The sequence below is a fragment of the Streptomyces fructofermentans genome (assembly GCF_014651055.1).
GTDB lineage: Bacteria > Actinomycetota > Actinomycetes > Streptomycetales > Streptomycetaceae > Streptomyces > Streptomyces fructofermentans.
The window spans coordinates 57991-73603 of sequence record NZ_BMWD01000012.1; the positions used below are offsets into that span (position 1 = coordinate 57991).

Genomic DNA, 15613 nt, shown 5'->3' on the forward strand with positions numbered 1-15613 from the left:
CCGCCCGCACGCCCCCGGCTCTCCGGTTCGCCTGTCGGCAGATTTCGGTTCCGCCGCGGCCCTTCGCGGGGCAGAGTCGTCGGCATGAGACTCCTGATACTGGGCGGTACGGAATTCGTGGGACGGGCCGTCGCGGAGGCCGCGCTCGCGCGGGACTGGGACGTGACCGTCTTCCACCGCGGACGGCACGCGCCCCCGGCCGGGGTGCGGTCCCTGCACGGCGACCGCACCGCGCCGGACGGCCTGGCCGCGCTCTCCGGGACCGAGCGGGAGTGGGACCTCGTCGTCGACACCTGGTCCGCGGCGCCCCGGGCCGTGCGGGAGACGGCCCGGCTGCTCCGTGACCGGGCCCGGCGGTACGCGTACGTGTCGAGCTGCTCGGTGTACGCGTGGCCGGCTCCGGCCGGCTACGACGAGGACGCCCCGCTCGTGGCGGACGCCTCCCCCGACGCGGAACAGACCGACTACGCGCGCGACAAGCGCGGTGGCGAGCTGGCGGTGCTCGGCTCGTTCGGCGAGGAGCGGTCGCTCCTCGTGCGGGCCGGGCTCATCCTCGGCCCGTACGAGAACATCGGGCGGCTGCCCTGGTGGCTCGGCCGGACGGCGCGCGGCGGCCGGGTGCTCGCGCCGGGACCGCGCGCGCTGCCGCTCCAGTACATCGACGTGCGCGACCTCGCCGAGTGGATCCTCGGGGCGGCCGCGTCGGGTGCGGGCGGGGCGTACAACCTGATCAGCCCGTCCGGGCACGCGACGACCGGGACCCTGCTGGAGGCGTGCGCGGCGGTGACGGGCGGCACGGCCGAGCTGTGCTGGACCGGCCCGGAGTTGATCCTGGAGGCGGGCATCGAGCCCTGGGTCCAGCTCCCCGTGTGGGTGCCGCCGGACTCCGAGTCGCACGCCGCGATGCACACGGCGGACGTGTCCCGGGCCGTGCGGGAGGGACTGCGGTGCCGCCCGGTCGCCGAGACGGTGGCCGACACCTGGAACTGGCTGCGGGACATCGGCGGCACCGCGCCCCAGCGGCCCGACCGCCCGGTGGTCGGGCTCGACCCGGCCCTGGAGGCGAAGGTCCTGGACGCCCGGGGGTGATGCCGCACCATCCCGGCCGGGGGTGATGCCAGCACCACCCCCGGCCGGGTGGTCAGGCCCAGTGACCGGGGCGGCGGGCCCGGCGACACTGGGCGCATGGAGACGGGGAACGGGCGGTCCGGCGGCGCCGGGGGACGGGGCGGGGGCATGGGGCGCACCGCCGCTCTGACCGGGGTACGGGCCCTTGTGCTCGCTGTCGCCGTACCGGCCGGGGCGATCACCCTGTTCGTGCTGAGCGTGGTGTCGATCGTCCTGGTGCCCCTGGGCATCGGGCTGTTCACCACCCCGTGGGTGCTGGCGGGGGTGCGCACCTTCGCGGACCTTCGGCGGCTGGCGGCGGCCCGCTGGTGCGGGGTGCGGATACCGGCCGTGTACCGGCGGGTGCCCGCGGACGCCAACCCCTGGGAGCGGTGCTTCCGCGTGCTCGGCGATCCGGGGACCTGGCGGGACCTGCGGTGGCTGCCGGTGGACATGACCGCGGGGTTCGTCACCGCGCTGCTGCCCGCCGCGCTGCTCGTCTACCCCTTCGAGGGTTTCGCCCTCGGCGCCGGCCTGTGGCGGGTCTTCACCGACGGCACGTACGTCGGCTGGTGGTACGGCTTCGTGCCGGTCGGCGGGCAGCTCAGTGCCCTGGCGGCGGCCGCGCTGGGCGCCGTCCTGCTGTGGGCCGGCGTCCGCACCGCCCCGTTCCTGCTGCGCGCGCACTTCCTGCTGACCCGGGCGGTGCTGGCGCCCGGACGGGGTGAACTCGCGGAGCGCGTACGGGTGCTGACCGAGACCCGGCGCGACGCCGTGGACACCTCGGCGGCCGAACTGCGCCGGATCGAGCGGGACCTGCACGACGGCGCGCAGGCCAGGCTCGTCTCGATGGGCCTGGACCTGGGCACGGTCGAGGCACTTCTGGAGAAGGACCCGGAGCAGGCCAGGGAGTTGCTCGCGCGGGCGCGCAGGTCGTCCGCCGAGGCGCTCACCGAACTGCGCGACCTGGTGCGGGGCATTCATCCTCCGGTGCTCGCCGAGCGCGGACTGGGCGACGCGGTACGGGCGTTGGCGCTGCGGCTGCCGATCCGTACGCAGGTCGACGTGGACCTGGCCGCCCGGCCGACGGCGCCCGTGGAGTCCGCCGCGTACTTCGCCGTCAGCGAGGTGCTCACCAACGCAGTCAAGCACTCGGGCGCCGACCGGATCTGGGTCGATCTGCGGCACTCCCCCGACCGGGGCGGTGTGCTGCGGATCGCGGTCACCGACAACGGCAGGGGCGGGGCCGTGATCGGCGCGGGCTCGGGACTGTCCGGGGTCGAGCGGCGGCTGGGTACATTCGACGGCGTCCTCGCCGTCGGCAGCCCCGCGGACGGCCCCACCATGGTGACCATGGAGATCCCTTGCGAGTTGTCCTAGCGGAAGACCTGTTCCTGCTGCGCGACGGGCTGGTCAGGATGCTGGAGGCGTACGGCTTCGAGATCGCGGCGGCCGTCGGCAGCGGCCCCGAGCTGACCAGGGCCCTCGCAGGACCGGCGCCGGACGTCGCCGTGGTCGACGTCCGGCTGCCGCCCTCCTTCACGGACGAGGGACTCCAGTGCGCCCTGGCGGCCCGCCGGGCCAGGCCAGGGCTGCCGGTGCTCGTGCTCTCGCAGCACGTGGAGCGGCTCTACGCGCGCGAACTGCTCGCGGACGGGACGGGTGGCGTGGGCTACCTGCTCAAGGACCGGGTGTTCGACGCCGATCAGTTCATCGACGCCGTGCGCCGGGTCGCGGGGGGCGGTACGGCGATGGACCCGCAGGTCATCCAGCAGTTGCTGGCCCGGCAGCGGGGCGGCGGCCGGCCGATGTCCCGGCTGACTCCGCGCGAGCTGGAGGTTTTGGAACTCATGGCTCAGGGCAGGTCGAATGCGGCGATCGCGGGTCAACTGGTGGTCACGGAACGGGCGATCGCCAAGCACACGTCCAACATCTTCGCGAAGCTGGGCCTGGAGGTCTCGGACGACGACAACCGTCGCGTTCTCGCCGTTCTCGCCTATTTGGATCAGGACCGCTGAAAGGGCCCGAAACAAGGGCCGATTAATGAGTGACGGCACGGGAGCGGAGATCGCCCCGTAGTTCGAATTCATTGAATGAAATTCAGTAACGGCACTTCAACTGCCGTTGTTTCAGGGCCTTCTGGCCCCCTTGCGCCAGGATTGCGCCACGGGACTCCCATCATTTCCTGAAGACGCTGAACGCCTCAGGAACCTCCTCCGTATTGAACGGAGCCGCTTCACCTCCTGTCGGGCGCCTCGATGCCCCCGCAAGGAAGCCAGAGGAGTTCCATGGGACGCACGAACCGTAAACGCCGCTCCACGCTCGCCAACCGGGCGATTGCCGCATCGGCGGCACTCGCACTGGGCGGCGGCGGTCTGATCGCGGCCAATTTCTACGCTTCTGCAGGCGAGGGCAAGAACTCGGCACAGAACGCGCAGACGACGGCCGCCCAGGTGGCCACCATCGACTGCCCCGACGCGAGCACCAGGATCACGGATGTTCCGGAGCGGGCACGCCAGAACGTCGACACGGACCTGGCCACGCTGGACCGCCAGATCACCGAGGCGTACGCACGACTCGCCTCCTCCCGCAACGCCGCGGCCCAGGACCCCGGCTTCGTACAGAACGCGATCCTGAATCCGCTCAAGGACAAGCGTGCTGCCACGCTCGACCGGATCCGGATCAGCATCAAGCGCGTCGGCGGTACGCCCCCCGAGCTGGCCTCGCTGGCTCCGTGCACGGGCAAGCCCGTCGACCAGCCCCAGACCACCGACGGCGAGGCAGGTGCCGGTCAGGACCAGGGCCAGGGCGGCGCGAGCCAGGACCCGGGCCAGGAGCAGGGCGGGGACCAGGGAGCCGAGCAGGGCGGCGAGCAGGGCGGCGACCAGGGTCAGGGACAGGCCAACGGACAGGGCGGAAACGGCCCGGTCGCGGCGGACTTCCAGGACATCACCACCGTCCAGCCCAGCAACAAGCGGGGCGTGGGCGCGAACGGCCTCGCCGCGAACGGCCGGTCGGGCTCGCGGGGCACCTTCACCACGAGCTGCGGCACCAACGGGAACGACAACCACAACACGGACAACGTGATCGTCGCCCCCGGTGTCACCAACGGTGCCCACCACCTGCACGACTACGTCGGCAACCAGAACAACGACGCCTTCGCGAGCGACGCGGAGCTGGCGGCCGCGCAGACCACCTGCCGCAACCAGGGCGACAAGTCCTCGTACTTCTGGCCGGTGCTGCGCCTCCAGGACGGTTCGCAGGACTTCGACCAGAACAACGACGGCGGCGGCAAGGAGGGCAACGTCGGCAAGATCCTCCAGCCGCGTCAGGCCCAGCTCAAGTTCGTCGGCAACAAGCGCGGCAAGGTCGTCGGAATGCCGGCCGCCCTGCGCATCATCACCGGTGACGCCAAGGCCTTCGTGAACGGCCTCGGCAACGCCAACGTGAACTGGAGCTGCACCGGCTTCGAGAACCGCCAGCTCACGGACAAGTACCCGATCTGCCCCGACGGCAGCGACGTGGTGCGCACGACCAACTTCCAGAGCTGCTGGGACGGCCAGAACGCCGACAGCGCCAACCACCGCACGCACGTGGCCTTCGTCCAGGCGAACGGCACCTGCGCCAACGGCTTCAAGGCGATCCCCCAGCTCCAGGTCCGCCTGGTCTACGACGTACCCGCGCCGGTGATCGAGAACGGTCAGGTCACGAACCCGTACGCGGTCGACTCCTTCCCGGAGAACCTGCACAAGCCGATCACCGACCACAACGACTTCATCAACTTCTTCTCCCAGAACCTGATGAACAAGATGGTCAACTGCATCAACGGCGGCAGGAAGTGCCAGTGATCCGCTGAGGACCCACTGAGAAGGCCGGCGGTGAGCGATCACCGCCGGCCTTCGGCGTTTCCTCCCCCGCGCGCCTCAGCCGTCGTGGCCCGAGTGCGTGGCCCCGTGGTCCGAGCCGCCGTGGTCCGTGCCCTCCTCGACGGTCCCGCCGAGCCGGCCGCGCAGCGCCGTGACCACCTTCGTCTCGCCGACGGCGACCCACTTGGCGCCGACCAGGTAGTGGCCGCCGTAGTCCTTGGCCCCGTTGAGCCACTCGCGCTGGCCCCGGTCGGTGGCGAAGGTGGCGAGGATGAACTTGCCGTCGGCGTTCTTGCAGATGGCCTGCCGGATCTCGTCCGCGTCCGTCTGGATGTCCGGCTTGCACTTCACCTCGGCGGCCAGGTGCTCCAGGCTGCCGGTCGCCGTCGCGGGCACCTTGTCGTCGGTGCCGCCGTCCGAACCGCAGCCCGACAGCGCCAGCACCGCAGCCCCTGCGACGAGCGCGAACCCGTGTCGCGTCATCCTCATCCGTTCCTCCGCTCCCGTCCGGCGACCTGGACCCGCCGGCTCCGTACGCGCCGTTGAGCACGGACCGCACCCGGCCCGCGCCCCGCCCGCCGTGGCGGGGGCACGCGGACGGACGGTCCGCCGCGGCGCGCGTGCCGGGCACGGCCGGTGCCGTCTCCCCCGGGACCGCACCCGAGGGTGCCGGTCCCGGCCCACGCCGCGAAGAGCCCCCGGGAGGGGCCCCGCCCTCGATACGGCTCCCGCGCGCCGCGCGCTCAATCGGCCGCCGCACGGCTGTGCGGGCCGACCGCGCCCCAGTGTCCCCGAAAGGGCCGCGAAACACCCACGGCCCACCGCGGGTACCGGGGCGCACCCGGAGACCTCGGGGCGTTCCGGGCGGCCGGGCGCCGCCGTCGGCGGGCGGGGGCGGGCGACCGGGCCGGTGTCGTTCCCGTACCCACCTGTGCGAGGCTGGGCGGATGATCGCAGCAGACTGGGAAGAGCGCGTGACGGCGGCTTGGGCCACGATCGACGACTACGCCGAGGACCAGGCGGCCGACTTCCGGGCGCTGATCGACACGCTGGTCGCCGACCTGCCGGCCGACAGCCCCGTCGGACCCTTCGAGCAGGCGTGCGCCTGGGACTCCACGGGGCACTCGGACCGGGCCGTGCCGCTGTACCGGGAGGCACTCGCGCGCGGGCTCGACGGCTACCGCGGACGGCGGGCGAAGATCCAGCTCTCCAGCTCGCTGCGGAACATCGGCCGGCCGGAGGAGGGCGTCAACCTCCTCTCCCCCGAACTCGTCGCCCCCTCCGACGAGTTGGACGACGCGGTGCGCGCGACGCTCGCTCTGTGCCTGGCGGACCTCGGGCGGGAGCGCGAGGGCCTGTCGCTGGTGCTCGGCGCGCTCGCCCCCCATCTGCCCCGCTACCAGCGCTCCATGGCGAACTACGCCCGCCTGCTCGTGGAGCCCGGGGAGTAACTCGGCCCCCTCCGAGGGCAGTCCAGGTGACCAACCACCGATTCGCTCGTTCTGCTGAACGTGCAGTCACAGGATGTCGCCCCGCGCCCCAACCCGGCCTCCGGACCGGTCGTCGATGTCGAGCAGGCCGAGGCCGCGCTCACCGAGCACTACCCGCGCCTGGTCCGGCTCGCCTATCTGGTGCTGCCGCCCAGCCTCGGCCGCAACCGCCGCGTACTCACCGCGCACGCGCTCACCCAGCGCGCGCTGCCCCGGGGCCGGTCCTCCGGCGACGGTTCGGCCCTGCCGGCCCAGAAGGGCGCCGAGGGCAGGAACGGCGATCCGGGATACACCCATGTGCGCCTGAGGGTGCTGCGCGGGGCCCTGGAGGCGGGCAGGCCCGTCACGTTCAGGGCCTGGCCGAAGCGGGCGCAACTGCCCCCGCTGCTCCCGCACGTATGGGGGCTGCGGCTGCTCCCCCGGGCCGGCGGCGCCGACGAACTCGCGCTGGACCAGCGGCTGTCGGCCCTCTCCCCGGCGGCCCGCGCGGCCTATGTGCTGCGCGGTCTGGAGCGGCTGTCCGACGCGGACACGCGCGCGGTACTGACCGCGGCGGGCGAGTCCGACCCGGGCCGGGCCCTCTCCGAGGCCGGCGGCGTGGAGGCCCGGTACGGCCTGCTGACGTCCCCCGAGTTCGACCCGTGCTCCCTGCAGGCCCGCCCCACCGACCTGCTGCGCCGGCGCCAGCACATCAGGGCGGCCCTCGCCGCCGGTGCCGCCGTCGCCGTGTGCGGGGCGCTGCTCGCCCTTCCCGGCGACGGCTGGGGTCCCGAGGGCGCGGCCGCCCCGCCGTACGCGCAGAACCCGGCTGCCCAGGCGGCACTGGACCCCGACCGCCTGACGCTGGTCCCGGCGGGCGCCTGGAAGTCGTCCCCGCGCGCGGACTTCTCGGTGTGGCCCGCACGCGGCGGACTCACCGCCGACAAGGCGCTGCTGCGCCGCGCTCTCGCCGTGTGGGCGCGGCCGGGCGGGACCGTCCAGGTGTCGGCGACCCCGGGCACGCCGTCGGGCGCCCCGCCCGGGCCGCCCCAACTGCTCTTCGCGGGCGAGGTCGACAGGAGCCGGGTCGTCGTGCTCCACGACGGACTGCGCATCGCGCGCTACGCCGAGCCGGTGGACGGCACGCAGGGCGCGGCCCTTGACTTCGCGCGCGTCGACGGCGGGACGGACGCCGACGCGAACGCGCTCGTGCTCAGCCGGAGCGACGGCAACATCCGCTACCTGACGGCTCCCTGGGTGCGTTCCGCGGCCGTGCGCGACCTGCTGAAGACCCCCGCGGCCGGTACCTCGGGGGCACCCGGCGCTGCGGCGGGTGCGGCGGGCACGCCCGGTGCGGCGGGCACTGCGGGGACTGCGGGTACTGCGGGCACCGCGGGGACTGCGGGTACTGCGGGCACCGCGGGGACGGCAGGTGCGGCAGGTGCGGCGGGCTCGGCGGGCACGCCCGGTGCGGCGCGGCTGGAGCTGTCCGCGGACGGGGTGACCGAGCCGTTCGCCGGCCCGATCCAGCCGTCCGGCGAGTGCCGCTCGTGGAACGTGCTGGAGCTCACCGGCCCGTCGGCCACCCGGACGGTGACCGACCTCGGCGAGCTGACTCCCGCCCGGCTCACCGCGGGCCGCCCGGAACGGCCCGGGGACGCCGCGTCGGCCACCTGGTCACCACTGGCCTGCTCCCTCGCGGCCGCCCGCGGCCAGGGGGTGCGCTCGGTCAACGCCTGGGCGTACGCCCGGCAGCCGCTGCCCGACGGGGGCGGCCGGGCCCAGTGGCTGTGCACCCGCGCGGACACCTGGCGCGGCGAGGGCGCCCAGGTCCTCGCCCAGTTCCACGCCCCGGGTCAGCGGTTCGGGGCGGTCACGGCGAAGGCCGACGACGTGCCCGCCTGCGGTGCCGCCGAACCCGACGTGCTCGCGGGTGTGCTGTGGAGGTCCGCGGCGGGCCACTGGTACATGCTCGCGGCGGGCAGCGGCGACACCGCGACGGTCCGCGCCACCGGCGGTGTCAGGGGGGCCGCGCGGGGCCGTCTGCTGACGGTACGGGCCGAACAGGGCGCGCAGGTGGACCTGAAGGGCACGCTGAAGGACGGCAGGCCCGTAGACGGGCTGGGCTGACCCGGGGGAACACCCGTACCGGACCGGCCCTTTTGCGGCTGGATTCGATCGGTAAGGTGTTCGTATGACAACCGGGGTACGCCGCAGGATGGGTGTCGAGGAGCGGCGGCAGCAGTTGATCGGCGTCGCCCTCGACCTCTTCAGCCGACGCTCGCCCGACGACGTCTCGATCGACGAGATAGCCGCGGCCGCGGGCATCTCGCGGCCACTGGTCTACCACTACTTCCCGGGGAAGCAGAGCCTGTACGAGGCGGCGCTCACGCGTGCCTCGGACGATCTGGCGGAACGTTTCGTCGAACCGCAGGACGGCCCTCTCGGGGCCCGGCTGCTGCGGGTGATGCGGCGGTTCTTCGACTTCGTGGACGAGCACGGGCCCGGTTTCTCGGCGCTGATGCGCGGCGGCCCGGCGGTGGGTTCCACGAAGACGAACGCCCTCGTCGACGGCGTACGGCAGGCCGCGTACCTGGAGATCCTGGCGCATCTTCGGGTCGAGGAGCCGCCCGCCCGGCTCGAACTGGTCGTGCGCTCCTGGATCTCCCTGGCCGAGTCGACCGCGCTGATCTGGCTGGACGGCCGCCGGATTCCCCGCGGCGAACTGGAGGCGCAGCTCGTCCACGACTTCGCCGCGCTCGCCGCGGTGAGCGCGGCCCACGACGCCGAGATGGCCGGACTGCTGCGCCGCGTGTTCGCCGAGGAACCGGCCGAGAGCCCTTTCACGGACCTCGTCGGACGGCTGGTCTCCCTGGCGTCCTGAGGCGCCCCGTCCACGCTGCGTGAGCCGTGAGGCGCGGCGGGCGCGGGACGCGGGCGGGCGCGGGTGGCGCCGCACTCCGCCGCGGGACCGCTCAGTCCACGAACTTCTGGTACGAGGCGTCCAGGTCGCGTACCTCGGCGGAGGCGTGGAGGGTCAGTCCGGCGACCGGCTTCAGATGGGCCCGGAGCAGTCCGAGCGTCCGCTCGGTCAGCGCGGCCTTGGTCTCCGGGGTCCGGCCCGGCAGCAGGGCGAGGGTGACGTGCACCAGCGCGTGCCCCGACTCCTCGGCTCCCACGACGATGTCGTCCGTCGGCCGGAAGCGGGTCTTGCAGGCGTCGATGCCCGCCGCGGCGGTCTCCACGACCATCGTGTGCAGCGCCAGCGCGAAGCCCCGCCGGTCGAAGGCGCCGGCGAGCGGCTCGGAGTAGTCGACTGTGATCTGCGGCATGATCGCTCCCGTTCCAGGTCGTCCGCCTCACCCTAGTCGCCGGGCGCGGAGGGCCGCGCCGCCGTCCGGTGCGTGGTCGGGCAGGACGGCGCCGTTCACGGCGATGGGGCAGGCCCGGAAACCGGACCTGCCCCACCCGTTCAGTGCCTCACCGTGTCAGTGCCCCAACGGTCGGGGACTCACCGGCCGGTGCGGGTGAAGACCGCGACGCTGCGGCCCGGCACGGAGAACGTGCCCGACTCCTTCGCGTAGGAGCTGGACTTGACGACCCGGTCGGCCCCCAGGGCCTGTACGGGGTGCAGCGCGTACGCCGTCCCGCCGAGCGCCTCGACCCGCTGGGCCTGCCGCTCGGGGGTCGCGTTGAACACGACGACCAGGTCGCCGAGCCGCATCGTGATCACACCGGGCGTCTCGGCCTCGCCGGACAGCGGGAAGGACAGCTTCGACTGCACCTGGCCGGTGTTGCCGAGCCCGAAGTCGCTCTCGCCGCCGCGGATGCGCAGCAGGTCCCGGTACGCGGCCGAAGTGCCCTCGATCTGCGGGCAGTCCGCCCCGACCGAGGTCAGCAGGGGCTTGGCAAAAGGCCACTTGGACCGGTTGTCGGTCGCCATGGGCAGACCGCGCCCGAAGCCGTTGCCGTCCCGGCACTCCCAGTGGATGGCGTTGAACCAGTCGCCGCTGTCGTACGAGTTGCGGTCGAGCGACTTGGAGCGCAGCAGGTCCGTACCCGCCTGGGACAGGGCCGGGCCCTGCGAGAGGGTGGCCGTGGCCATCGCGAGGACCTGCATCCGCGCGCGGTCGGCCGCCGACGTGTCCTTGGGCAGCTTGAACGCGAGCGCGTCGAACAGCGCCTCGTTGTCGTGGGCGTCCACGTAGGCGAGGGCGTCGCCCGGCGCGTCCGCGTATCCGGCCGGGGACCCGTTGTAGTCGACCTCGGAGCCCTCGACCTCCTTGCCGCTGCTGTCGGTGAACGTGTACCCGGCGAGGTTGCCCGAGAGCCCGACCTTGATCAGGTCCTGGTAGTGCAGGAGCCGGGCCTTCTGCTGTGCCTCGGTGCCGTTGCTCCCGGAGGAGTTCGGGTCGGTGAAGAGGCCGGACGCGAAGCCCTGCACACCGGGGTCCTCGTCGAAGGGGCCGCCGCCGCGCACGGCGTCACGGGCCCGGTCGGAGAAGGTGGCGATGCCGGTGCCGGCCATGTTCTTCTGCGTGGCCTGCACGAAGCGGGCGTCGTCCGCGATCTCGCCGAAGTTCCAGCCCTCGCCGTACAGGACGATCTTCTTCCCGTCGACGCCGTCCTTGGCCGGCGTGAGGGCGTCCAGCGCCTTGCGGACGGCCAGGATGTTGGCCTTCGGGTGGTGGCCCATCAGGTCGAAGCGGAATCCGTCGACCTTGTACTCCCTGGCCCACGTGACGATCGAGTCCACCACCAGCTTGCCCATCATGGCGTTCTCGGGGGCCGTGTTGGCGCAGCAGGTGGAGGTGGCGACGCTGCCGTCGGCGAGCAGGCGCTGGTAGTAGCCCGGCACGACCTTGTCGAGCACGGAGGTGCCGGCCTGGCCGCTCGCGGTGGTGTGGTTGTAGACCACGTCCATGACGACCCGCAGGCCGTCCTGGTTCAGCGACTCGACCATCTTCCGGAACTGGACCGTGCGGGCCGTCCCCTCGGGGTCGGTGGCGTACGAGCCCTCCGGGACCGTGTAGTGGTACGGGTCGTAGCCCCAGTTGTAGGCGTCCTTCGCGGCGGCCGCGGCCACGCACTCCTGCTGCTTCTCGGAGTCTGCCGCGTAGGAGGGGAGATCGCAGTCGGGGCTCGTCCGGTCCGACTCCTTCTCGGGGATGGTGGCGATGTCGAACGCGGGCAGCAGGTGCACGTACGAGGTGCCGGACTGCGCGAGCTTCCTGAGGTGCCGGGAGCCGGCGCTGTCCTTGTCGGCGAAGGCGAGGTAGGTGCCGCGGTTCTTCGCCGTGCGGTCCTCGACGGAGAAGTCCCGGATGTGCAGCTCCTGGATCTGCGCGTCCTTGAGGGGCACCGCCTTCGGCTTCTTGAGGGCCGACCAGCCCTTCGGGGCGAGCGAGCCGTCCCGCAGGTCGACGACGAGGCTGCGCTCGGAGTCGGTGGTGAGGGCGACCGAGTAGGGGTCGGTGACCTTGTTGGTGACGATCTCGCGGACGCTCGGCGCCCACACCTTCACGGCGTAGCGGTAGGGCTTGTTCTTCCAGGACGCGGGCCCGGTGACGGACCAGACGCCGGTGGCGCCGTCGCGCCGCATGGGCACGGCCCCGCCGCCGATCTCCAGCTTCACGTCCTGCGCGGTCGGCGCCCACACGGAGAGCGTCGGGCGCCCCTTGGCGAACGTCGGCCCGAGGTCGGACCTCGTCGCGTCGTACAGGTCGTCGAGCACGCCGGCGACCTGGACGCCCGTCGCCGCGAGCACGGCGCCGTTGGCGGCCCGCTGGGAGGCGACGACCTGGCCGCGCAGCGCCTCGCGCACCCGGTCGCGGTCACGCGGGTCCACGGTCCAGGCGGTGTACGCCTTGAGATGCGGGAACGCGGCCTTCTGGGCATCGGTCAGGGTGCTCCTGCCGAGGCGCAGCCACCGCTCGTCGTCGCTGGTGAGCGTGCCCTTGTCGGCCTTGATGGAGCCCTTGCGCGAGTACAGCAACTGGGTCGAGGCGGCTGCCTCGTTGCCGTTCCAGGCGACGGTGTTCCGGTCGATCCAGACCGCCTTGGAGGTGGTCAGGTCGAGGGCCGCCGCGCTGCCCGCGGGCTGCGGCAGGAGGTAGTCCTCCTGGCCGTTCAGGAGCCACACCTCGTGGCCGTCGGCCTTGAGGTCGAGCGACTGGTCGCTCGGCAGGTCCTTCTCGTCGCCCTTGTGGAGGATGTAGCTGAGGCTGGTGGCTCCTTCGGCGAGGGCCACCTCGTAGACCGCGCCGTAGGCGTCCGTGCGCACCGGCTCCAGCGGCTTCGACCAGTCGGTCGGGTTCGCGGCGCCGGCCCAGGTGTGCAGACCCCAGCCGTCGTAGTTCCCGTCGGCGCGGTGGTAGTGCAGGACCGCCTTGGAGGTGTCCGGGGCGGGCTGGTCGGGCCGCTCGGTGCGTACGGCCTCCTTGCCCTGCTCCAGCCAGATCTCGCCGGTCTTCGTGACGTCGATCGTGCGGTCCGCGGAGACGTCCTTGTTGCCGTCCTTGTCGATGACGAGGAAGCCCACGTTCGAGGCGCCCGGCTTCAGCTTCACGTAGGCGAAGGCCCCGTAGGCGTCCCGCCCGACGAAGTCGTGGCCCTCGGGCCAGGTGGTGCCCTCGCCCTCGGCGATGTCGCCCCAGGCGTACAGCCGCCAGTCGGTGTAGTCGCCGTCCTCGCGCTTGTAGTGGACGACCGCGTACTCGCGGGAGGAGGCGGTCGGCGGTTCCTCGGTGGGCGGGGTGCCGGTCGTGCCGGCCGCCAGGGCGCTCGCCGTGCGTCCGGTCGAGTCGATCACCACGGCCTTGTAGCGCAGCGCGGTGCCGGGCCTGACGTCCTCGCCCACGACCTGGGTGACGCGGTAGGGGGCGTGGTCGGCGGAACCGAGCGTCCGCCAGGAGCCGTTGCCGACCTGGGCGGCGAAGACGACCCGGTTGCGGGCGCCGCCGTCGACGTCGGCCGAGATCTCGACCGTTCCGGTGGCGCCGGCCGCGGGGGCCTTCAGCGTGAGCGAGGGAGCGGTCGCGGGCGCCGCGGGACGGCCCGTGGCCTCGAAGACCACGGAGGAGCCCGCCGGGACGGTGACGGTGACCTTCCTGTCCGCGTCGCTCCTCAGGGAGGCGGACGTGCCGTACAGCGCGCGGAACGTCATGCCGGCGGAGCCGGTGGCGAAGCTCGCCGTCCGGTCCCCGTCCGCGTTGTTGACGGCGACGACGTACTCGGCGCCGGTCTTCGCGTCCGTGCGGGAGAAGGCGTAGACACCGGCGCCGTCGGCCGCGTACCGCTCCGTCTGCACGCCGTCCGCGAGGGCGGGGTGGTCCTTGCGGAGCTTGGCCAGCGCGGCGATCTGCCGGTAGAGCGGGGCGCTCCTGTCGTAGGCGTCGTCGGCGTGGGTGCGGTCCGTGCCGAGTTCGTCGTCGTCGAGGTAGTCGGCCGTCCGGGAGGCGAACATGGTCTGGCGGGCGTCCTTGTCGCCGCCCGCGCCGGTGAAGCCCTGCTCGTCGCCGTAGTAGACGACCGGGTTGCCGCGGCCGAGGAACATCAGCTCGTTGGCGAGCCGGTCCTTCCTCACCAGTTCGGCGTCGGACGCCTTCGGGTTGTCCTGCTTGAGGAAGTACCCGATGCGGCCCATGTCGTGGTTGCCGAGGAACGTGACCTGCTCGTACGCGTTGGCCTTGTCCGTCGTGTACTTGTAGTCGTCCGCGAAGACGGACGCGAGGCGCTGCGCGCTGCCGCCCTGGGAGGCGTAGGCGCGGGCGGCGTCCTGGAACGGGAAGTCCAGCGTCGAGTCGAGGCGGCCCTGCGTGACGTACGGGGACGTGATCGACGTGTCCGCGGAGTACACCTCGCCGAACATGAAGAAGTCGTCACGCCCCTGCTTGGCGGCGTACGCGTCGAGGGCGGTGGCCCACTGCGTCCAGAACCGCGTGTCGACGTGCTTCACCGTGTCGATCCGGAAGCCGTCGATGTCGAAGTCCCTGACCCACCGCTGGTAGATCTTCTCCATGCCGCTGACGACCTCGGGACGCTCGGTCCACAGGTCGTCGAGGCCGGAGAAGTCGCCGTAGGTGGAGTTCTCCCCGGCGAAGGTCGAGTCGCCCCGGTTGTGGTACATCGAGGTGTCGTTGAGCCAGGACGGGACCTTGACGTCCTTCTTCGCGGCGGGCACGAAGGGCGTGCGCGGGAAGGTGCCGGCGCCGACGGAGGGGAAGTCCGCGGACGCGTCGGCGTCGTTGAAGGGCTCGCCGTCCTTCGTCAGGTACGGGAAGGCGCCCTTGGAGAGGTACCCGTAGGTCTTCTCCTTGTAGTCGACGACGTCGGCCGTGTGGTTGGTGATGACGTCGAAGAAGACCTTCATGCCCTTGTCGTGCGCCTTGTCGATGAGCTTCTCGAGGTCGGCGTTGGTGCCGAAGTGCGGGTCGACCCGGGTGAAGTCGGTGATCCAGTAGCCGTGGTAGGCGGCCGACGCGTCCTTGCCGGTGCCCTGCACGGGCTGGTTCTTGAAGATCGGCGCCATCCAGATGGCGGTGGTGCCGAGGCCCTTGATGTAGTCGAGCTTCTGCGTCAGGCCCTTGAGGTCGCCGCCCTGGTAGAAGCCCTTGTCGGTGGGGTCGTACCCGGTTTCGAGGCGGGAGCCGGTGAGGCCGCCCCTGTCGTTCGACGCGTCGCCGTTGGCGAAGCGGTCCGGCAGGACGAAGTAGAACTGCTCGCGCGTCAGGTCGTTGCGGGCCGGGGTCCTGGCGAGGGCGGCGTCCGACGGGGGTGCGGGCGGGGCTGCGGCCCGCGCCGCGAGGGGCTGGACGAGCGCTGCTGCGAGAGCGGCCACGGCGACCGCCGCGACTCGTCTGCGCTGCGCGGTACGGCGCACCAGGGGCGCCGGCCATCTCGGTATCACAGGCGTGAACTCCTTGCGATTACGGCTCGATCGGGTCCGACCCCACGCCGCGGCACGGCCACGGTGCCGGGCGCCGGCGTGACCGTATCGCTTGCGAAAGGTTTACAGCAAGAGTCTTGAAACCGTCGGTAAGGAATTTCAGCGTCGATCCGGACTCGGCGCCTCAACCGGCCCCGCACGTATACGGACAAGGGGGTCCGGTCGGGGCGCCGGCGGCGTCCCGACCCGCGGCCGTCCGGCCAACCGGCCCCGTGTCGCGTGTG

General features: G+C 72.5%; 10 protein-coding genes. 7 read left to right on the plus strand and 3 right to left on the minus strand.

The window, feature by feature from the left end:
* The first annotated feature begins 84 nt into the window (after positions 1-84).
* The 4 genes from IE265_RS18305 to IE265_RS18320 all read left to right on the plus strand — a co-directional run bounded on the left by IE265_RS18305 (position 85) and on the right by IE265_RS18320 (position 4955).
* The gene (locus IE265_RS18305) at positions 85-1089 is read left to right on the plus strand and encodes an NAD-dependent epimerase/dehydratase family protein (protein ID WP_190036673.1); all 1005 of its coding nucleotides are present in this window, start codon (positions 85-87) and stop codon (positions 1087-1089) included.
* A gap of 96 nt (positions 1090-1185) precedes the next feature.
* Complete coding sequence (locus tag IE265_RS18310; RefSeq protein WP_190036674.1) at positions 1186-2487, plus strand: sensor histidine kinase; 1302 nt, start codon at positions 1186-1188, stop codon at positions 2485-2487.
* Complete coding sequence (locus IE265_RS18315; RefSeq protein WP_190036675.1) at positions 2472-3125, plus strand: response regulator transcription factor; 654 nt, start codon at positions 2472-2474, stop codon at positions 3123-3125. The genes IE265_RS18310 and IE265_RS18315 overlap by 16 nt, the downstream gene beginning before the upstream one ends.
* A gap of 270 nt (positions 3126-3395) precedes the next feature.
* On the plus strand, positions 3396-4955 hold the full coding sequence (locus IE265_RS18320) for a DUF1996 domain-containing protein (protein ID WP_190036676.1): 1560 nt from the start codon (positions 3396-3398) through the stop codon (positions 4953-4955).
* 75 nt (positions 4956-5030) lie between these two features.
* Here IE265_RS18320 and IE265_RS18325 read toward each other — a convergent pair whose 3' ends face one another.
* Positions 5031-5462 carry a hypothetical protein gene (locus tag IE265_RS18325; protein WP_190036677.1) on the minus strand — a complete coding sequence of 144 codons (432 nt, stop codon included), beginning with the start codon at positions 5460-5462 and terminating at the stop codon, positions 5031-5033.
* A 458-nt stretch (positions 5463-5920) separates the two neighbouring features.
* On the opposite strand from IE265_RS18325, the gene IE265_RS18330 reads away from it, so the two are divergent.
* From IE265_RS18330 to IE265_RS18340, 3 genes are all read left to right on the plus strand, one after another.
* Positions 5921-6424, plus strand: a complete 504-nt coding sequence (locus IE265_RS18330; protein ID WP_190036678.1) for a tetratricopeptide repeat protein — start codon at positions 5921-5923, stop codon at positions 6422-6424.
* A 60-nt stretch (positions 6425-6484) separates the two neighbouring features.
* Positions 6485-8572, plus strand: coding sequence for a hypothetical protein (locus IE265_RS18335; RefSeq protein WP_229916265.1), 2088 nt, complete (start codon positions 6485-6487; stop codon positions 8570-8572).
* Between the two features lie 64 nt (positions 8573-8636).
* Positions 8637-9326: a TetR/AcrR family transcriptional regulator gene (locus IE265_RS18340; protein WP_190036679.1), complete on the plus strand. Its 690-nt coding sequence runs from the start codon at positions 8637-8639 to the stop codon at positions 9324-9326.
* 91 nt (positions 9327-9417) lie between these two features.
* Here the strand turns inward: IE265_RS18340 and IE265_RS18345 are convergent, their stop codons facing one another.
* The gene (locus IE265_RS18345) at positions 9418-9774 is read right to left on the minus strand and encodes a 5-carboxymethyl-2-hydroxymuconate Delta-isomerase (RefSeq protein ID WP_190036680.1); all 357 of its coding nucleotides are present in this window, start codon (positions 9772-9774) and stop codon (positions 9418-9420) included.
* Between the two features lie 179 nt (positions 9775-9953).
* A complete protein-coding gene (pulA, locus tag IE265_RS18350; protein ID WP_190036681.1) occupies positions 9954-15350 on the minus strand; it encodes a pullulanase-type alpha-1,6-glucosidase in 5397 nt (1798 codons plus the stop codon).
* Between the last annotated feature and the right edge of the window lie 263 nt (positions 15351-15613).